This window comes from Streptomyces sp. C10-9-1, assembly GCF_024497955.1.
Lineage (GTDB): Bacteria > Actinomycetota > Actinomycetes > Streptomycetales > Streptomycetaceae > Streptomyces > Streptomyces sanyensis.
In genome coordinates this window covers 24,908-42,899 of sequence record NZ_JANHKP010000013.1, presented here as the reverse complement: position 1 = coordinate 42,899, position 17,992 = coordinate 24,908, and the positions used below count along the sequence as shown (strand labels likewise).

At 74.0% G+C, this 17,992-nt stretch carries 17 protein-coding genes; 8 read left to right on the top strand and 9 right to left on the bottom strand.

Annotated features, from left to right (window positions below; translation table 11 throughout):
• Nucleotides 1-83: 83 nt before the first annotated feature.
• From NPS70_RS19520 to miaA, 4 genes are all read right to left on the bottom strand, one after another.
• A complete protein-coding gene (locus NPS70_RS19520) occupies nt 84-2,180 on the bottom strand; it encodes a bifunctional (p)ppGpp synthetase/guanosine-3',5'-bis(diphosphate) 3'-pyrophosphohydrolase (protein WP_256525608.1) in 2,097 nt (698 codons plus the stop codon).
• A gap of 245 nt (nt 2,181-2,425) precedes the next feature.
• Complete coding sequence (dapF, locus tag NPS70_RS19515) at nt 2,426-3,331, bottom strand: diaminopimelate epimerase (RefSeq protein ID WP_256525607.1); 906 nt, start codon at nt 3,329-3,331, stop codon at nt 2,426-2,428.
• A gap of 54 nt (nt 3,332-3,385) precedes the next feature.
• A complete protein-coding gene (locus tag NPS70_RS19510; RefSeq protein ID WP_256525761.1) occupies nt 3,386-3,826 on the bottom strand; it encodes a hypothetical protein in 441 nt (146 codons plus the stop codon).
• A 106-nt stretch (nt 3,827-3,932) separates the two neighbouring features.
• On the bottom strand, nt 3,933-4,871 hold the full coding sequence (gene miaA / locus NPS70_RS19505; protein ID WP_256525606.1) for a tRNA (adenosine(37)-N6)-dimethylallyltransferase MiaA: 939 nt from the start codon (nt 4,869-4,871) through the stop codon (nt 3,933-3,935).
• 350 nt (nt 4,872-5,221) lie between these two features.
• On the opposite strand from miaA, the gene NPS70_RS19500 reads away from it, so the two are divergent.
• Nucleotides 5,222-5,482: an antitoxin gene (locus NPS70_RS19500; RefSeq protein ID WP_256525605.1), complete on the top strand. Its 261-nt coding sequence runs from the start codon at nt 5,222-5,224 to the stop codon at nt 5,480-5,482.
• Nucleotides 5,483-5,570: 88 nt separating this feature from the next.
• Here the strand turns inward: NPS70_RS19500 and NPS70_RS19495 are convergent, their stop codons facing one another.
• Both NPS70_RS19495 and miaB read right to left on the bottom strand, forming a co-directional pair.
• Nucleotides 5,571-6,293, bottom strand: coding sequence for a hypothetical protein (locus tag NPS70_RS19495; protein WP_256525604.1), 723 nt, complete (start codon nt 6,291-6,293; stop codon nt 5,571-5,573).
• A gap of 88 nt (nt 6,294-6,381) precedes the next feature.
• Entirely contained in the window at nt 6,382-7,914 is a 1,533-nt protein-coding gene (gene miaB / locus NPS70_RS19490) for a tRNA (N6-isopentenyl adenosine(37)-C2)-methylthiotransferase MiaB (protein WP_256525603.1), read from the bottom strand.
• A 125-nt stretch (nt 7,915-8,039) separates the two neighbouring features.
• Between miaB and NPS70_RS19485 the strand changes: the two genes are divergently transcribed.
• Complete coding sequence (locus NPS70_RS19485) at nt 8,040-9,041, top strand: TAXI family TRAP transporter solute-binding subunit (RefSeq protein WP_256525602.1); 1,002 nt, start codon at nt 8,040-8,042, stop codon at nt 9,039-9,041.
• Between the two features lie 98 nt (nt 9,042-9,139).
• Entirely contained in the window at nt 9,140-9,523 is a 384-nt protein-coding gene (locus NPS70_RS19480) for a VOC family protein (protein WP_256525601.1), read from the top strand.
• A gap of 69 nt (nt 9,524-9,592) precedes the next feature.
• Here the strand turns inward: NPS70_RS19480 and NPS70_RS19475 are convergent, their stop codons facing one another.
• Nucleotides 9,593-10,990 carry a HAMP domain-containing sensor histidine kinase gene (locus NPS70_RS19475; protein WP_256525600.1) on the bottom strand — a complete coding sequence of 466 codons (1,398 nt, stop codon included), beginning with the start codon at nt 10,988-10,990 and terminating at the stop codon, nt 9,593-9,595.
• Nucleotides 10,991-11,005: 15 nt separating this feature from the next.
• Nucleotides 11,006-11,716: a response regulator transcription factor gene (locus NPS70_RS19470; RefSeq protein ID WP_256525599.1), complete on the bottom strand. Its 711-nt coding sequence runs from the start codon at nt 11,714-11,716 to the stop codon at nt 11,006-11,008.
• Nucleotides 11,717-12,075: 359 nt separating this feature from the next.
• Here NPS70_RS19470 and NPS70_RS19465 point away from each other — a divergent pair, with 359 nt between their 5' ends.
• From NPS70_RS19465 to NPS70_RS19445, 5 genes are all read left to right on the top strand, one after another.
• Entirely contained in the window at nt 12,076-12,861 is a 786-nt protein-coding gene (locus tag NPS70_RS19465; protein ID WP_256525598.1) for an amino acid ABC transporter ATP-binding protein, read from the top strand.
• Between the two features lie 61 nt (nt 12,862-12,922).
• Nucleotides 12,923-13,765, top strand: a complete 843-nt coding sequence (locus NPS70_RS19460) for a glutamate ABC transporter substrate-binding protein (protein WP_256525597.1) — start codon at nt 12,923-12,925, stop codon at nt 13,763-13,765.
• Between the two features lie 75 nt (nt 13,766-13,840).
• A complete protein-coding gene (locus NPS70_RS19455; RefSeq protein ID WP_256525596.1) occupies nt 13,841-14,509 on the top strand; it encodes an amino acid ABC transporter permease in 669 nt (222 codons plus the stop codon).
• On the top strand, nt 14,506-15,405 hold the full coding sequence (locus NPS70_RS19450; protein ID WP_256525595.1) for an amino acid ABC transporter permease: 900 nt from the start codon (nt 14,506-14,508) through the stop codon (nt 15,403-15,405). The genes NPS70_RS19455 and NPS70_RS19450 overlap by 4 nt, the downstream gene beginning before the upstream one ends.
• Nucleotides 15,406-15,647: 242 nt before the next feature.
• Complete coding sequence (locus NPS70_RS19445) at nt 15,648-17,261, top strand: FAD-dependent monooxygenase (protein ID WP_256525594.1); 1,614 nt, start codon at nt 15,648-15,650, stop codon at nt 17,259-17,261.
• A 158-nt stretch (nt 17,262-17,419) separates the two neighbouring features.
• Here NPS70_RS19445 and recX read toward each other — a convergent pair whose 3' ends face one another.
• On the bottom strand, nt 17,420-17,989 hold the full coding sequence (recX, locus tag NPS70_RS19440; RefSeq protein ID WP_256525593.1) for a recombination regulator RecX: 570 nt from the start codon (nt 17,987-17,989) through the stop codon (nt 17,420-17,422).
• Nucleotides 17,990-17,992: the final 3 nt, after the last annotated feature.

Here is a 17,992-nt window from a genome sequence, read left to right as displayed (position 1 = left end):
GGCGCGCGAGACCGGGGGCGGCACCCACCCGAAGGAGGGCGCCGGGAGGCCGGGGCCCGCCCGGGGCGGCCGGGTCCGAGGGCTCAGTCCGGGGGCAGCCGGGTGACGGCCGGTGCGCCGCGGTGCTGGGTACGGCCCACGTCGTACACCCCGGGAACGTCGCGCATGGCGCGCATCAGCGCCGACAGCCCGGTCGCGTCGGGCAGGTGGAGCGTGTAGGTGTGCCGCACACGCTGCTCGGTGGGGGGTTCCACGGTCGCGGAGACGATGGCGGCGCCCTCGGCGGCGATCGCCTCGGTGAGGTCGGCCAGCAGCCCGGGGCGTCCGAAGGACTCGGCGACCAGGGTGACCCGGCAGTCGGCGGCGTCGCCCCAGCGGACGGCTACCGGCGACCGTCCCGCCCTGGTCATCCGGGCCACGGCGGGGCATTCCCGCCGGTGGACGGTGACCGCTCCCCCGCGGACCGGGAAGCCCGTGACCCGGTCCGGCGGCACGGGGGTGCAGCATCCGGCGAGCCGGACCGTGGCGTCCGGCAGGTCGACCACGGCATTGGCCGCGGAGGGCCGCTCCGCGGTGCGCTGGGCGGGCCGGCGGGGGGCGGCGGGCGGCGTACCGGAGGGCTCGGGGTGGGCGTCGAGCCAGCCGCCGATGGCGATGCGCGCGGCGGGGGTGCGGGCGTGGTCGAGCCAGTCCGGGGAGGGGCCCGAGCCGGTGTCCTGGGCGAGCAGCACCTGCACGGTGTCCCCGTCCCGCAGCGGCGTCCCCATGGCGGCGAGCCGCCCGTTGACCCGGGCGCCGACGGTGGCGTGGGCGCGCTCGCCGTACTGGGCGTACGCGGCGTCGACGCAGGTGGCACCGGCGGGCAGGCCCAGGGAGCGGCCGTCCGCGCGGAAGACGGTGATCTCGCGGTTGTGGGCGAGGTCGGCCCGCAGGGAGGTCCAGAAGTGGTCCGGGTCGGGGGTGGACTGCTGCCACTCCAGGAGCCGGGAGAGCCAGCCGGGCCGGGTCGGGTCGGCGCGCTCGCCGTCCGCGGGCTCGGCGCCCTCGGTGGGCGCGTAGGGGTTGCCCAGGGCGACCACGCCCGCCTCGGCGACGGTGTGCATCCGGTGGGTGCGGATGAGGACCTCCGCGACCGCTCCGTCCGGCCCGGCGACGGCGGTGTGCAGGGACTGGTAGAGGTTGAACTTGGGCGCGGCGATGAAGTCCTTGAACTCGGAGACCACCGGGGTGAAGCAGGTGTGGAGTTCGCCGAGCACCGCGTAGCAGTCGGCGTCCTCGCCCACCAGCACCAGCAGTCGGCCGAAGTCGGTGCTGCGGGGCTCGGCCCGCTTCAGGCACACCCGGTGGACGGAGACGAAGTGGCGCGGTCTGAGCAGGACCTCCGCGGGGATGCCGGCCTCGCGCAGGACCGTGCGGAAGCGCTGGGCCATGGTGTCCAGGGCGGTGCAGGCCCCGGAGTGCCCGGCGATCAGCGCGCGGGTGCGCTCGTACTCCGCCGGGTGGAGGATCGCGAAGACCAGGTCCTCCAGCTCGGTCTTCAGCGCCTGGACGCCCAGCCGTTCGGCGAGCGGGATCAGGACGTCGCGGGTGACCTTGGCGATGCGGGCCTGCTTCTCGGGACGCATCACGCCGAGGGTGCGCATGTTGTGGAGCCGGTCGGCCAGTTTGATCGACATCACCCGGACGTCGTTTCCGGCGGCGACGAGCATCTTGCGGAAGGTCTCGGGTTCGGCGGCGGCGCCGTAGTCCACCTTCTCCAGCTTGGTGACGCCGTCGACCAGGTAGGCCACCTCCGCACCGAACCCGGTACGCACCTGGTCGAGGGTCACCTCGGTGTCCTCGACGGTGTCGTGGAGCAGCGAGGCCGTCAAGGTGGTGGTCTCCGCGCCCAGTTCGGCCAGGATGAGGGTGACGGCGAGCGGGTGGGTGATGTACGGCTCGCCGCTCTTGCGGAACTGGCCCCGGTGGGAGGACTCGGCGAGCACGTAGGCGCGGTGCAGCGTGGCGAGGTCGGCGTCCGGGTGGTGGGCGCGGTGGGCGTCGACGACGTGGCCGATCGCGTCGGGCAGGCGGTCGCGCACCGCGGGGCCCATCAGCGCGGCGCGCCCGAGCCGGCGCAGGTCGATCCGGGGGCGGCCGCGGCGGCGGCTGTGGGCACCTGGGTTCGCGGCCTCTGTCATGGGGCACCTCCGGCGGCGTCGACCGGCGCAGGGGAGAGTCGGGTCGCGCCTCCCTGCCGGTGCTTGATGCTACCGAGCCGACCACGTGGAGCAGTGCCGCTCTCGCCCAGCGTGAAACGGATCACCCATTCGAGGGATGGTGCGGGCGGGTTCCGTGCGAATCGGCGCGCGCTCCCCGCCCGCCCCGGTGCGGCCGCGCCTGCCGCGCACCCGCCGCCGGACGGCGCCCCGGAAGGGCCGGGCCGTCAGCCCGCGGCGGTGCCGGCGAGCAGGGAGGGCTCCACGGTGCCCTCGGCGACGATGACAGCCGCACCGGTCATGTCGATCGCACCGTCGGGGTGCTCGGTGATGACGAGGCGGCCGCCGGGCAGGTCGACCGTGTAGCTGACCGGGGTCCCGGTGGCCGCGGGGTCGGTGCCGTCCCTGCGGGCCGCGGCGACGGCCACCGCGCAGGCGCCGGTACCGCAGGAGCGGGTCTCGCCGGAGCCGCGCTCGTGGACGCGCATCGCGACGTGGCGCTCGCCGCGGTCGACGACGAACTCCACGTTGACACCGTCGGGGTAGACGGAGGCGGGCCCGTAGGAGGGCTCCGTCAGCAGGTCCCCGGCGTGGGCGAGGTCCTCGACGAAGGCCACCGCGTGCGGGTTGCCCATGTTCACGTGCCGCGCGGGCCAGCTGCGCCCGCCGACGGCCACGGTCACCTCGTCGCCGGGGGTGCGGGCCCGGCCCATCGAGACGGTCACGTCGCCCTCGGGGGAGCCGGTGCCCGCCTTGGCGATGTGGACCCGCTTGACGCCGCCGCGCGTGGCCACGGCGCACTCCCCGACCCGGGCGTGCCCGGCCCGCTGGAGGTAGCGGGCGAAGACGCGGACGCCGTTGCCGCACATCTCGGCGACGGAGCCGTCGGCGTTGCGGTAGTCCATGAACCACTCGGCCTCGTCGGCCATGTGCCGGGCCTCGGGATGGGCGGCGGAGCGGACGACGCGCAGGATGCCGTCGCCGCCGATACCCGCCCTGCGGTCGCACAGGCGCGCGACGGCCGCCGGGGAGAGGTCGAGGACGCCGTCCGGGTCGGGGACGATCACGAAGTCGTTCTCGGTTCCGTGGCCCTTGAGGAAGCGGACGGGCTGGGTCTGCGTGGCGCTGGTCACGTCCCCATCGTACGAGACGGGGTACAGGACCGGCCTCGCCCGCCGGGACGGGGGTCAGCGGAGGCGCGCGACCCGCCACACCGCCAGGGCGACGAGGACCGCGGCCATCCCGGCGTACAGGGCGACCACCCGCCAGTCGGGCCGCCGGCCGGAGCCGCGCTCCGGCAGACCGGGCCAGGTGTGCCCGACGCGCCGTGCGGCCATGACCCCCCAGCCCGCGGCGCAGCCGCAGATGAGGAGGCCGAGCATCGCGACGACGGCCCCGCCGTCACCGGTGCCGAAGGCGAGCGGGAAGGCGAACATCAGGGAGCCGAGGGCGGCGAGGCCCACGATGGGGGCGAGCTGCCAGATCCTCAGCCGCCGCGGGGGGCGGAGCTCGACCTCGACCTCGTCCGCGAGCACGTCCTGCTCCTCGGGTCCGTCCGGGCTGAGCCCCGGTGCCACCTCGACGGCATCGCGCTGCTCGTGCTCGGTGTCGCGAGGGCCGGCCTCCATCGCCACGCGCCCTCCCCACTCGGACTCAACTGTCGATCGATGCTCGATGATGGCACGCTCCCGGAGGGCCGCATGACACCCGGGGCATCCCGATGCCATCACGTGATCAGGCTGTGACCGCCCGTTCGATCAACGCCAGGGCACGCCGCGGAAGTTCCTCGCGGTCGGCTTCCGCACCGCTGAGCCAGTGGACGCGGGGGTCCCGCCGGAACCAGGAGTCCTGGCGGCGGGCGAAGCGCTTGGTGGCGCGCACCGTCTCCTCGCGGGCCCGGAGTTCGCTGCACTCGCCCGCGAGCGCCGCGAGCACCTGCTGGTACCCGAGGGCCCGGGAGGCGGTGCGGCCCTCGCGCAGCCCGTGCGCCTCCAGCGTGCGCACCTCCTCCACCAGTCCGGCCTCCCACATGCGGTCCACGCGGGTGGCGATGCGCTCGTCGAGCTCGGGGCGTGCGACGTCCACGCCGATCTGCACGGTGTCGTAGACGGAGCGGTGGCCGGGGAGGTTGGCCGTGAAGGGCCTGCCGGTGATCTCGATCACCTCCAGGGCGCGCACGATGCGCCGCCCGTTGCCCGGCAGGATCGCCCGGCCCGCGTCGGGGTCCGCGGCGGCCAGGCGGGCATGGAGGGGGCCGGGCCCGTCGGCCGCGAGCTCCTCCTCCAGCCGGGCGCGCACCGCGGGGTCGGTCCCGGGGAACTCCAGGGCGTCGATCGCCCCGCGGACGTAGAGGCCGGACCCGCCGACGAGGACGGGGGTGCGGCCCCGGGCGAGCAGCCGGTCGATCTCCGACCGGGCCAGGCGCTGGTACTCGGCGACGCTGGCGGCCTCGGTGACGTCCCAGATGTCCAGCAGCCGGTGGGGTATCCCGCCGCGTTCCTCCTGCGGCAGCTTGGCGGTGCCGATGTCCATGCCCCGGTAGAGCTGCATGGAGTCGGCGTTGACGACCTCGCCGCCGAGCCGCCGGGCGAGGTGGACGCCCAGATCGGACTTGCCGGCCGCGGTGGGTCCGACGACTGCGATGACCCGCGGTGCGGGAGCTGCGGTGTTCACCGCCCCAGTCTCCCAAACCGCGGGCCGTGCCCGGACGCGGGCGGAGCCCCGGCCGGGCGCGGTGCGGGGCCGCGGCGGGCGGTGTCCGCGCGCCCGGAGACGCTCCGGCGCCCGAAGCGGGAGCCGCGGGTACGCTGAGGAGTGATCGCAGGCGTTTTCCTCCGGTTCCGCACGGTATCGACCTGTTCGCCATGAGGTGGGGCGGCACGGCACCGGTCCGGTCCCCGTCCCGCGGGACGCGTGTCCCGCGGCACCGCCGCCGGCCCGCGGGGCGCGGCGAGGGCGGCGGGCGGAGCCGCCGGAGGACGCCCGGAGCGGTCCCCGCGCGGGACCACGAGGGAAGGTGGACCATGGGCTTCCTGGACACCCTGAAGACCAAGCTCGCCCCGGCCAAGGAGAAGGTCGCCGACCTGGCCCAGCAGCACGAGGGCAGGATCGGGCAGGGCCTCGACAAGGCCGCGAGGACGGTCGACGACAGGACCAAGGGCAAGTACAGCGACCGGATCGAGACGGGCACCGGGAAGGCGAAGGACGCTCTCGGGCGCATCGCGCACCCGGAAGGGGGCGGGCACCCGCCGGAGGGCGGCGGCCAGCAGCCTCCCGCCTCCTGAGGACCCGTGGCACGGGCCCCGGTCCGCCCCGTCGCGGAGCACCGCTCCGCGGCGGGTGCGGGCCGGGGCCCGCGGCCGTCCGCGGGGTTCAGGACCAGGCGGCGACCATGTACCCGACTCCGTAGGGCGCGTCCTCGTACAGCAGACGTCCGCCCAGTCCCGCCCCCTCGGCGGCGCCCGCCAGGACCTGCCAGGGCGCCCGGCCCGAGACCTTGAGCTGGTGGGCGAGACCCGTGTCGAGCGCGAGGAGCGCCGGGAGGTCGGCCGCTCCCAGGGCCCGTGCGATGCGTGTGTCGAAGCCGAGGGCGCGCTCGTCGAGGTAGCCGGGCGCCTTCACGGTCCGGCGGGCGCTGCCGTCGCCCATGACCAGCAGGGCCGTCCGGGCGGACCGGCCGCCCGAGGCCCGTCCGGCCAGGTCGCGCCCCGCGGCGGCGCAGTCCTCCGCCGCGAGCGCCTCGTCGACCGCCAGGCCCTCCACGGGGCAGTCGCCGAAGTCGGCGCGGCCCAGCAGCCATGCCCCGACGGCGAGCGAGGGGGGCAGGGGGCGCTCGGCGCCGGTCCCGTGGCCGAGGCGGACGCCGAGGTCCACACCGAAGCCGCGGAAGGAGCCGGTGCTTCCCGGCGGGTAGGGCCCGTCGCCGTCCACGTCGGCCGGTCCGACCACGACGAGCCGGTCGGGCCGGGAGGCGGCGAGCACTCCGATGGCGTCCATGCAGGCGTCCCGCGCGGCGTCCAGCTCGGCGGCGGCACCGGCCGCGACCTCGGGGACGAGCAGCGGCGGGCAGGGGCACACGGCGGCGGCGGCAAGCATGATCGCCAGCCTAGTCCGTGCGGGACGGGCGTGGGCGGCGCCGTGCGGGGACCGCCGCACGGCGCCGGCGCCGGCCGGTCGCGGCCGGTCAGTCCCGGCCGCACCCGGGGGCGGCCGCGGCGGGCAGCGGCGCGGGGGCACCGACCGTCGGCAGGCCGAGCATCACCCCGGCCGGCTTCGCCGCGCCGGCGGCCCGGCGGCGCTCCCAGGCGTCCCCGGCGCGCGTGCGGCGCACGGCGAGCGCCTCGCCCTCCGCCAGGAGGTGGTGCGGGGCCGCGTAGGTGATCCCGACGGTGACCACGTCGCCCGGGCGGACCTCCTGCCCGGGCTGGGTGAAGTGGACCAGCCGGTTGTCGGGGGCGCGGCCGGACAGGCGGCGGGTGGCGTCGTCCTTGCGGCCCTCGCCCTCGGCGACCATGACGTCCAGCGTGCGTCCGACCTGCTTCTTGTTCTCCTCCCAGGAGATCTCCTCCTGGAGGGCGACCAGCCGCATGTAGCGCTCCTGGACGACCTCCTTGGGGATCTGCCCCTCCATGGTGGCCGCCGGGGTGCCCGGGCGCTTGGAGTACTGGAAGGTGAAGGCGTTGGCGAACCGGGCCTCGCGCACGGTGTGGAGGGTCTGCTCGAAGTCCTCCTCGCTCTCGCCGGGGAAGCCGACGATGATGTCGGTGGAGATGGCCGCGTGCGGGATGGCGGCGCGGACCTTCTCGATGATCCCGAGGAAACGCTCCTGCCGGTAGGAGCGGCGCATCGCCTTGAGCACGGAGTCCGAGCCGGACTGCAGGGGCATGTGCAGCTGCGGCATCACGTTCGGCGTCTCGGCCATGGCGGCGATGACGTCGTCCGTGAAGTCCCGCGGGTGCGGCGAGGTGAAGCGGACCCGCTCCAGCCCCTCGACCGCGCCGCAGGCACGCAGCAGCTTGCCGAACGCCTCGCGGTCGCCGATGTCGGAACCGTAGGCGTTGACGTTCTGCCCGAGCAGCGTGATCTCCGAGACGCCCTCGGCCACCAGCGCCTCGACCTCGGCCAGGATGTCGCCGGGCCGCCGGTCCTTCTCCTTGCCGCGCAGGGCGGGCACGATGCAGAAGGTGCAGGTGTTGTTGCAGCCGACGGAGATCGACACCCAGGCCGCGTACGCGGACTCGCGCCGTGTCGGCAGGGTCGAGGGGAAGGCCTCCAGCGACTCGGCGATCTCGACCTGCGCCTCCTCCTGCACCCGGGCGCGCTCCAGCAGGACCGGCAGCCTGCCGATGTTGTGGGTGCCGAAGACGACGTCGACCCAGGGGGCCTTGCCGACGATGGTGTCGCGGTCCTTCTGGGCGAGGCAGCCGCCGACGGCGATCTGCATACCGGGGCGGGACGCCTTCACCGGGGCGAGCCGGCCGAGGTTCCCGTACAGCTTGTTGTCGGCGTTCTCGCGGACGGCGCAGGTGTTGAAGACGACCACGTCGGCCTCGCCGTCCGAGCCCTCGGGCGCGCGGACGTAGCCGGCCTGCTCCAGCAGACCCGACAACCGCTCGGAGTCGTGGACGTTCATCTGGCACCCGTAGGTGCGGATCTCGTAGCTCCGGGCAAGGCCCACGTCGTCCACCGCTCCCGCGCGGTCACTGCTGCTGGTCATGCCACCAGGGTAAGGGGGCCCGGGGACGGCCCCGTCCGCCCCGGACCGGGGCGTGCGGCCGGTGCCGCGTCCCGTGGACGGACCCCCCTGGCCAGGGCACCGGGCGACCTGGCAGGATCGCGCGCATGTGCCCGGCCGTCGTCCTCCGCCTCAGCCGCCGCCGCGCCCTCGCGGCCTCGGTGGCCGCGCTGGTGGTGTGCGGGCTGCTCGCCTGGTGGCTGGTCCCCTTCGGCCGTCCCTCGCCAAGCGGCGAGCTGACCTTCAGCACCGGCTCCCGCAGCGGCGTGTACCAGCGCTACGGAGTGCTGCTGGAGCGCGCCCTGGCCGAGGACATGCCGGACGTCCGGATAGAGCTGAGGACCAGCGAGGGCTCCCAGCAGAACCTGGCCAGGCTCGCCTCCGGCGAGGCCGACTTCACCATCGCCACCGCCGACGCGGTGGCCACCTACCGGCACCAGGGCCTCCCCGAGGCGGACCGGCTGCGGGGCTGCGCCCGGCTCTACGACGACTACGTGCACCTGATCGTCCCCCGCCGCTCCCCCGTGCGCTCGGTGGCCGACCTGCGGGGCAGAACCGTCGGCGTCGGGGAGCCGGGTTCCGGGATCCGGCTCGTCGCCGACCGGCTGATGGCGGCCGCGGGCGTGGACCCGACGCACGGCATCACCCCCGTCCCGGCCGGCATGGACACGATGCCCGCGCAGTTGGAGGGCGGTGAGCTGGACGCCTTCTTCTGGTCCGGCGGCCTGCCCACCGGCTCGGTGCAGGAGCTGTCGGAGCGGTTCGACATCCGCCTGGTGCCGCTGGAACCGGAACTGGTCGGCAGGCTGCACGCCGGCGGTGACTCGACCACCTACTACCGCTCCGCGGTGATGCCCGCGGACGCCTACCCGCAGGCCCAGGGCGGGGTGCCGGTGCCCACGGTCGCCGTGGCGAACCTGCTGGTCACCACCGACCGGATCGGGCCGGTGCTGACGGAGGGCTTCACCCGCACGGTGATCGACAGCCGCGACCGCATCGGCAAGACCGTCCACCCCGCCCAGCTGGTGGACCTGCGCACGGCCGTCTACACCTCGCCCCTGCCCCTGCACGACGGCGCCCGCCGCTACTACCGCTCGGCGAAGCCGTAGTCCGCGCGGGACGCGTCCGGCGGTGCGACGGCGTCCGGGCGGCGGCCCTCCGCCCGGACGGCCCCGCTCGGCACCGGGTCTTTCCTACACTCGCGGACATGGCATCGCGCATCAGTGAACTGGTCATCGACTGCACCGACCCCGGCCTCCTCGCCGCCTTCTGGGGCGAGGTGCTGGGCTACGTCGAGCTGGGCCGTGAGGAGGACGGGAGCATCGAGATCGGCCCTCCCGGCACCGGCTTCGGCGGCCCGCAGCCCACCCTCGTCCTGAGCCCAGGCCGCGGCCCCCGGAGCGGGAAGCTCCCGCTGCACATCGACGTCAGCGCCACCGACCGCGACCAGAGCGCCGAGCTGGAGCGGCTGCTCGCCCTCGGCGCCAGGCACGCCGACGTGGGCCAGACCGGCGAGGAGTCCTGGCACGTCCTGGCCGACCCGGAGGGCAACGAGTTCTGCCTCCTGCGCACCCGGCTCGCACCGCTCTGACGCGTCGGCCGCACCCGCTCGGCAGGCACCCCGCACCGCCGCGCGGGCGGCCTTCGGAGGGCATCGGGCTCAGGGCGCGTCGGGCGCGGCGCGGGGCACCGTCAGCACCACCCGCAGGCCGTGCGGCCGGTGGTGGGCGAAGGCGATGGAGCCGCCGCCCGCCGCGAGGAGCGCCCGCGAGATGGACAGGCCCAGACCCGACCCCTTGACGTTCTGGTGGCGGCCGCTGCGCCAGAACCGGTCGCCGATCCGGGCGAGTTCCTCGTCGCTCAGCCCGGGCCCCTTGTCGGTGACGACGACCGTGGAGGTGCCCCCGTTCGACGCCACCTCCACCGTGACCGCCTCCCCGTGCGGCGTGAACTTCAGCGCGTTGTCGATCACTGCGTCCAGGGCGCTGGAGAGCGCGACGGGGTCCGCCCAGGCCGTGACCGCCGCCGTGTTCCCGGCCAGCGCCACGCCCTTCTCCTCGGCCAGCGGGCGCCAGGCGGCGACCCGCTCGGCGGCGAGCGCGCCGATGTCCGTGAGTTGCAGGTCGGCCGCCGCGTGCTCGGCGAGCGCGAGGTCGAGCAGGTCGTCGAGGACCTGGGCGAGGCGCTTGCCCTCGGTGCGCACCGAGGCGATCTCCGCGTTGCCCTCGGGCAGCTCCAGGGCCAGCAGCTCGATCCTCAGCAGCAGTGCGGCCAGCGGGTTGCGGAGCTGGTGGGAGGCGTCGGCGACGAAGGCGCGCTGCTGCTCCAGCACGGTCTCGACGTTGTCGGCCATCTCGTTGAAGGAGCGTGCCAGGCGGCGCAGTTCCGGCGGGCCCCCGGACGGGGCGACCCGGGAGTTCAGCCGCCCGGTGGCGATGTCGTGGGTGGCCGCGTCGAGGACCCGTACGGGCCGCAGCACCCAGCCGGTGAGCCGGAAGGCGGCCCCCACCGCCAGCAGCATGGCCGCGCTCTCCCCCGCGGCGATCAGCAGCCAGCCGCGCAGCACCCGGGAGCGGAGCTGGCCGGTCGGCGAGTCGGTGAAGACCACGGCGACGACGTCGCCGTCGCTCACCACGGGTGAGGCCACCACCAGCCGCTGCCCCTGCTGCCAGGGCCAGACCTGCGGCGGGTCGTCGCTGCGGCGCCCGGTGAGCGCCTCCTCGAAGGCCTCCAGTCCCTCGCCCTCGGTGGGCAGGGTCCAGTTCTGCGGTGCGCGGGCGAGGGAGTTGCGCTCGCGGTAGAAGACGCCCGCACGGATGCCGTAGGTGTCGTGGTAGCGGTTGAGCTGGTCCTGGAGCGTGGCACGGCGCTCGTCCGAGCCCTCGGGCCCCTCGGTGACGAACTGGGCGAGTGCCGCGAAGCGGACGGTATCGTCGATGCGGTCCACCACCACGCCCTGCTGCTGCGCCGCGGCCAGGCTGACGGCCAGCGGGAAGCCGAGCGCCAGCAGCACACCGGCCATGAGCACGATGAGCAGAGGAAGCAGGCGGGTACGCACCGGGGACGACGCGCCTCAGGCCGGGCCGGGTGCGACGAGCCGGTAGCCCACGCCGCGCACCGTCTCGATGAGCGCCGGCATCCGCAGCTTGGAGCGCAGGGAGGCGACGTGCACCTCCAGGGTGCGGCCGGTCCCCTCCCAGCTGGTGCGCCAGACCTCGCTGATGATCTGCTCCCGGCGGAAGACCACCCCGGGCCGCTGGGCCAGCAGGGCCAGCAGGTCGAACTCCTTGCGGGTGAGCTGCACGTCGGAGCCGTCCACGCTCACCCGGCGGGTGGGCAGTTCGATGGTGACGGACCCGAGCCGCAGGGCGTCGTCGGCGCCCCCGGCGACGGCGGTCTCCTCCGAAGCGTGGGTGCGGCGGCTGACGGCGTGGATCCGGGCGAGCAGTTCACCGGTGTCGTACGGCTTGACGACGTAGTCGTCGGCGCCGAGGTTGAGGCCGTGGATGCGGGAGCGGACGTCGGAGCGGGCCGTCACCATGATCACGGGGGTGGCCGTCAGCTTCCGGAGCTTGCCGCAGACCTGGTAGCCGTCCTGGTCCGGGAGGCCGAGGTCGAGCAGGACCACGCCGAAGGGAGGCTTGTCGGCCTGCCCGTCGGGGAGCACGGCGCGCAGTGCCTCCTCGCCGTTGCGCGCGTGGACGACCTGGAACCCGTGCCGTCCCAGCACCGCGGAGAGAGCGGCGGCGACGTGGTCGTCGTCCTCCACGAGGAGCAGCCTCATGGTCCCTCTCCATTCCCGTGCTGTGGTCCGGCGGATGCGCCGTGCGATCGTGCCCGCCGGGCGGCGCCCCGAGCGGCTTCCGCCCGGAAGATCCCGCCTGCGGACGGGCGGGCCGCCGAGCGGCGGATGGCTCCGCACCCAACAGGGCATGAACACCGATCGGACAGCCCCCCGTCAAGAGGCCACCGGCCGTACCCGCGGTTCCGTTATGGAGCCGGTACGCGGGCCGTCGGCCCGTTCACTCATCGTGTCCGGGTGCAGCCATATCGTTATGCTCAATTTCCGCTCAGATGTAATGACGCTGCTCGCACGGCGTGATTAGGGTCCTCTGCAACCGAGGAGGATGGAGCAAGAGGCCGATGAGCGAAGTGTCCGTGACCAAGGAGTCGGAGGGTCCCCAGCCCCCGGCGGGCGACCTGGTCGTGCTCGGCGATGTGAACAAGCACTTCGGCGCGCTGCACGTGCTCCAGGACATCGACCTGACCATCGCCCGGGGTGAGGTCGTCGTCGTGATCGGCCCCTCGGGGTCGGGCAAGTCCACGCTGTGCCGCACGATCAACCGCCTGGAGACGATCGACTCGGGGTCGATCACCATCGACGGGAAGCCACTGCCCCAGGAGGGCAAGGAGCTCGCCCGGCTCCGCGCCGACGTCGGCATGGTCTTCCAGTCGTTCAACCTGTTCTCCCACAAGACGGTCCTGGAGAACGTCGTCCTGGGGCAGGTCAAGGTCCGCAAGACGGACAAGAAGACGGCCGAGGCCAACGCGCGGTCGCTGCTCGACAGGGTCGGCGTCGGCGCACAGGCCGACAAGTACCCCGCGCAGCTGTCCGGTGGGCAGCAGCAGCGCGTCGCCATCGCGCGGGCGCTCGCCATGGACCCGAAGGTGATGCTCTTCGACGAGCCGACCTCCGCCCTGGACCCCGAGATGATCAACGAGGTCCTGGAGGTCATGCAGCAGCTCGCCCGGGACGGCATGACCATGGTCGTCGTCACCCACGAGATGGGCTTCGCCCGCTCGGCGGCGAACCGGGTGGTGTTCATGGCCGACGGCAAGATCGTCGAAGAGGCCTCCCCCGAGGAGTTCTTCAACAACCCGCGCAGCGACCGGGCCAAGGACTTCCTTTCGAAGATCCTCCACCACTGAGTCCCGGGCCGGCCCCCGCCGGTCCGCTCCGTACGCGTCAACCCAAGGGAAGTCATCCATCATGAACCTTCGCAAGGTCACCGCCGCCTCGGCCGCCGTGCTCGCCCTCTCGCTGACCGCCACCGCCTGCGGCTCCGAGGACAAGGACGGCGACGCCGGCTCCTCCTCCGGCGACAAGAAGATCACCGTCGGCATCAAGTACGACCAGCCGGGCCTCGGCCTGAAGACCCCTGACGGCTCCTTCACCGGCTTCGACGTCGACGTCGCCACCTACGTCGCCAAGGAGCTGGGCTACGCGGAGGGCGACATCGTCTTCAAGGAGACGAAGAGCGCCGACCGCGAGACCGCGCTGGAGCGGGGCGACGTGGACTTCATCGCCGCCACCTACTCCATCACCGACGAGCGCAAGGAGAAGGTCGACTTCGCCGGCCCGTACCTCCTGGCCCACCAGGACCTGCTGATCCGCGCCGACGACAACGTGGCCAAGGGCGAGGACCTGAACGGCAAGAAGCTCTGCTCGGTCACCGGCTCCACCTCGGCGCAGAACGTCAAGACCAAGTTCGCCCCCGACGCCCAGCTGAAGCAGGTCGGCACCTACTCCGAGTGCCTCAACGCGCTGCAGAGCGGTGCCGTGGACGCGCTGACCACCGACGACTCGATCCTCGCCGGCTACGCCTCGCAGGACCAGTACAAGGGCAAGTTCAAGCTGGCCGGCCTGGAGCTGAGCAACGAGAACTACGGCATCGGTGTCAAGAAGGGCGACACCGAGATGCTCAACAAGATCAACGCCGCGCTGGAGAAGATGGTCTCCGACAAGGCCTGGGACGAGGCGGTCAAGGCCAACTTCGGCCCGGCCAACTACGAGAACGAGCCCGCGCCGCAGATCGGCAACATCGTCAAGTGAAGCACGGCCGAAACGGCGCGCCGCCGGTGACGGCGGCGCGCCCGGCCATCCCCACACGCGGAAGCGCGGGAGATCGTGTTCGACTTTCTTGAAGGCTACGACCTGCTGGGGGCGTTCTGGGTGACGGTGAAACTCACCGTCTTCTCCGGGATCGGCTCCCTCGTCCTGGGCACGCTGCTGGCGGCGATGCGCGTCAGCCCCGTCCCCCTGATGCGTGGCTTCGCCACCGTCTACGTCAACGTGGTCCGGAACATTCCGCTGACCGTCATCATCGTCTTCGCCTCACTCGGACTCGCCGATGTCTTCGGCGTGACCCTGGGTGCCGCCGACGACTTCGACGAGCAGGCGTTCCGGCTGGCCGTGCTCGGACTCGGCGGCTACACCGCGGCGTTCGTCTGCGAGGCGGTGCGCTCGGGCATCAACACGGTGCCGGTCGGGCAGGCGGAGGCGGCTCGTGCGATCGGGCTGAGCTTCACGCAGGTCCTTCGGTTCGTCGTGCTGCCCCAGGCGTTCCGCTCGGTGATCGGCCCGCTGACCAATGTGCTGATCGCCCTCACCAAGAACACCACGGTCGCCTCGGCGATCGGTGTCACGGAGGCGGCCCTGCTGATGAAGGAGATGATCGAGAACGAGGCGCAGCTCGTGCTCATCTCCGCCGTCTTCGCACTCGGTTTCGTAATTCTCACCCTGCCCACAGGGCTGTTCCTGGGCTGGCTCGGCAAGCGCATGGCGGTGAAGCGATGACCTCCGTTCTCTACGACGCCCCGGGCCCCGGGGCGAAGAGGCGCAATGTCCTCTACACCGTCGGCTTCGTCGTGCTGCTGGGGCTCGGTTGCTGGTGGGCACTCGCCGTCATGGCGGACAAGGGGCAGCTCGACTGGGCCCTGTGGGAGCCGTTCACCCAGGCGCAGGCATGGACCACCTATCTGCTGCCGGGCCTGGGCAACACCCTCAAGGCCGCGGCACTGGCCATGGTCATCGCCCTGCCGCTGGGCGCGCTCCTCGGCATCGCGCGGCTCTCGGACCACCGCTGGGTCAGGGGCCCCGCGGGGGTCGTGGTGGAGTTCTTCCGGGCGATCCCGGTGCTGCTGCTGATGCTGTTCGCCAACCAGTTCTACTCGGTCTCCACCGACCTGAGCTCGGATGTGCGTCCGCTGTACGCGGTGGTCACCGGCCTGGTCCTCTACAACGCCTCGGTCCTCGCCGAGGTGGTGCGCGCGGGCATCCTCTCGCTGCCCAAGGGGCAGACGGAGGCCGCCAAGGCCATCGGCCTGCGCAAGGGCCAGACGATGACCAGCATCCTGCTGCCTCAGTCCGTCACCGCCATGCTCCCGGCGCTGGTCAGCCAGCTCGTGGTGATCGTGAAGGACACGGCCCTGGGCGGTGCGCTGCTCGCCTTCCCCGAGCTGCTCAACGCGCGGGGCACGCTGGCGGCCAACTACGCCAACGTCATTCCGAGCTTCATCGTCGTGGCGCTGGTCTTCATCGTGCTCAACCTGATACTCACCAGCTTCGCCTCGTGGCTGGAGCGCAGGCTGCGCCGTGCCAAGCGCAGCAGCGGCGCGGTACTCCACGCCGAGCAGGCCGGAGCCGAGGAACCGGTCGCCGAACCGGGTGTGACCACCAAGGAAGGCCCCTGAGCCCGGCAGCTCACCGGGTGTGACGACCGCCGAGGGGCGGCGGCCTGCGGGCCGCCGCCCCTCGGCGCGCGGTACGTCCCCGCGGGGCTCCCGGCGGGTGCTTGCCGGTGTCGCTTGACGCGAGCACTCACAGTGAGTTGCATACGTTCTGTGATCGCGTACCGGGCTTCCTCCGCACCGTCCCGCCCGCCTCTCGCAGCCGTGCCCGCCCCGGCGGACGGCTGCCCGGACGGAGGCGGCCCGTGGACCCGGTGATCGTGGTGGGGGCCGGGCCCGTCGGCCTCGCCCTCGCCCTCGCCCTGGCCGACCAGGAGGTGCCCAGCGTGGTCCTCGACGAGACCGGCGGCAAGGAGGAGACCCGTCCGGCACGGACGGTGGTGCTGCGCCCGGACACCGCGGCACTGGCGGAGCGCCTGTGCGGTTCCGGGCCCGGCGAGGAGGGCGCGCGCTGGTCCGGCTGGCGCTCCATGCGCCGCCGCGCCGAGGTGCGGCGCCTCGCGTTGGGGGCGGACGGCGCCCCCGCGCCGCTGCACCTGCCCCAGCACGCGCTGACCCGCGCGCTGCGCGCAGCGGCGGAGGGCCGCAGCCTGGTGCGGCTGGTCACGGAGGGCCGCCTCGACACACTGGAGCAGGACCTCTCCGGGGTCACCGCGCACACCCGGGGCCCGTCCGGCACCTGGTGGCGGGGAAGCTACCTGGTGGGGTGCGACGGGGCGCGCTCCACGGTGCGCAAGCTGCTGGGCATCCGCTTCCCCGGGCGGACCGCCGTCGAGCGCCACGCCGTCGCCGCGCTGCGGGCCGAGCTGCCGTGGCCGGGTGAGGCGTTGCTGCACCGCCGCCCGGTGTTCCTGCCCGGCACCGAGGAGATCACGGCCCGGCCGCTGGCCGAGGGGGTGTGGCGGCTGGACTGGCTGCTGCCTCCGCGCGGGGACCTGGTGACCCCCGAGACGCTGGTGGCCCGGGTCCGCGACACCCTCGGCGCCTGGTGCGGCGGGGTGCCGTCCTACGAGCTCCTGGACACCGGGGTGCACACCCTGCACCACCGCCTGGCGCGGAGCTGGCGCGCGGAGCGGACCTTCCTGGCCGGGGACGCGGCCCACCTGCTCGGCGCACTGGGGACCCAGGGGGTGGACGAGGGGCTGCGGGACGTGGACAACCTGGCCTGGAAGCTGGCCTTCGCCTGGCACGGCCGGGCGTCCTCCGCTCTCCTGGACAGCTACGAGGACGAGCGCCGCACCGCCGTGGCCGCCCGGCTGCGGGCCGCCGACCAGTGCCTCCCGATACTCCGCAGCGGCGGCGGTCTGCGGACCTACCTGCCCGGAGCCGCCCGGGGGCACGACCAGATGCTCACCGACGCGCATGTGGGCCAGGGGCCTCTCGGGGCACCGCCGGTGTACGCGCATTCGGCACTCACCCCGGGCGGCTGCCCGACGCGGACCGCCGTGGCCACACCGGAGGGCGCTCCCGTGGAGGACGTCCGGGTGACCTCGCCCGACGGCACCGGCGGGCTGCTGCGCGAACGGCTGGGGCGCGGGCTGCTGGTGGTCCTCGTCGCCCCGGGCACGGGTGTCTGGGAGCGCAGGCACTGGGTCGGGGCGGGCGTCATGCCCCGCCTGGCAGCCGCGGTGGAGGGGCTGCCGGTGGCGGCGGAGCTGCTGGTGACGGAGGGCTATCCCGGGGCTCCGGCGCACTCGGTGCTGATGGTACGGCCGGACGGACACCTGGCGGCGGCCTTCTCCGGGGTGAGGGCGGAGGACCTCCACGCGGCGGCGTGCGCCGTGGGCGGCGGCTCGGGTCCCGGGCCCGCGGACGACGGACGCCCCGGGGCCGCCGAGGAGCGGGCGGACCCGGACTGAGCGGACGGCGCCGTCGCCCGTCCCTGGCGGGCGCCGAGCGGTGGTCGGGGCCGTCCTGCCGGGAGCGGCCGCTCCGGCCCGGCCGGCACCGCTTCGGAGCGGCGGCCGGGGCTTGGCCCTCAGCTCCGCGGCCGGGCGCCGGTGCCCGGCGCGGATCTTCAGTGCACCGGGCCCTCCAGGTCGTCCACGTCCTCTCCCTCCGCTTCGAGGGCCTGGCGGACGATCCGCAGTGACAGCCCCTCGGGGTAGCCCTTGCGGGCCAGCATCCCCGCCAGCCGCCGGATGCGCCGGTCTCGGTCCAGACCGCGGGTGGACCGGAGCTTGCGGGCCACCAGTTCGCGGGCGGTCTCCTCCTCCTGCTCGCCGTCGAGCTGTCCCACCGCCTCGTCGATCAAGGCGCCGTCGACGCCCTTGGTGCGCAGTTCGCGCGCGAGCGCCCGGCGGGCGAGACCGCGCCCGTGGTGGCGGGACTCCACCCAGGCGCCCGCGAAGGCGGCGTCGTCGATCAGGCCGACCTCCTCGAAGCGCGAGAGCACCTCCTCCGCCACGTCCTCGGGGATCTCGCGCTTGCGGAGCGCGTCCGCGAGCTGCTTGCGGGTACGCGGGGTGCCGGTGAGCAGGCGCAGGCAGACCGCCCGCGCCCGCTCCGCCGGATCCTGGGGCGGCAGCGCCTCCCCGGCCCTCGACGGGTCGGCGCTGTCGCCCGGCCATTCGGTGCGCCGGGTCACGGA

Bases quoted from the DNA above. Each gene is read 5' to 3' on its own strand.
- NPS70_RS19520 (WP_256525608.1), bottom strand. From the start codon at position 2,180: ATGACAGAGGCCGCGAACCCAGGTGCCCACAGCCGCCGCCGCGGCCGC.
- NPS70_RS19510 (WP_256525761.1), bottom strand. From the start codon at position 3,826: ATGGAGGCCGGCCCTCGCGACACCGAGCACGAGCAGCGCGATGCCGTC.
- NPS70_RS19500 (WP_256525605.1), top strand. From the start codon at position 5,222: ATGGGCTTCCTGGACACCCTGAAGACCAAGCTCGCCCCGGCCAAGGAG.
- NPS70_RS19495 (WP_256525604.1), bottom strand. From the start codon at position 6,293: ATGCTTGCCGCCGCCGCCGTGTGCCCCTGCCCGCCGCTGCTCGTCCCC.
- miaB (WP_256525603.1), bottom strand. From the start codon at position 7,914: ATGACCAGCAGCAGTGACCGCGCGGGAGCGGTGGACGACGTGGGCCTT.
- NPS70_RS19485 (WP_256525602.1), top strand. From the start codon at position 8,040: ATGTGCCCGGCCGTCGTCCTCCGCCTCAGCCGCCGCCGCGCCCTCGCG.
- NPS70_RS19480 (WP_256525601.1), top strand. From the start codon at position 9,140: ATGGCATCGCGCATCAGTGAACTGGTCATCGACTGCACCGACCCCGGC.
- NPS70_RS19470 (WP_256525599.1), bottom strand. From the start codon at position 11,716: ATGAGGCTGCTCCTCGTGGAGGACGACGACCACGTCGCCGCCGCTCTC.
- NPS70_RS19465 (WP_256525598.1), top strand. From the start codon at position 12,076: ATGAGCGAAGTGTCCGTGACCAAGGAGTCGGAGGGTCCCCAGCCCCCG.
- NPS70_RS19460 (WP_256525597.1), top strand. From the start codon at position 12,923: ATGAACCTTCGCAAGGTCACCGCCGCCTCGGCCGCCGTGCTCGCCCTC.
- NPS70_RS19450 (WP_256525595.1), top strand. From the start codon at position 14,506: ATGACCTCCGTTCTCTACGACGCCCCGGGCCCCGGGGCGAAGAGGCGC.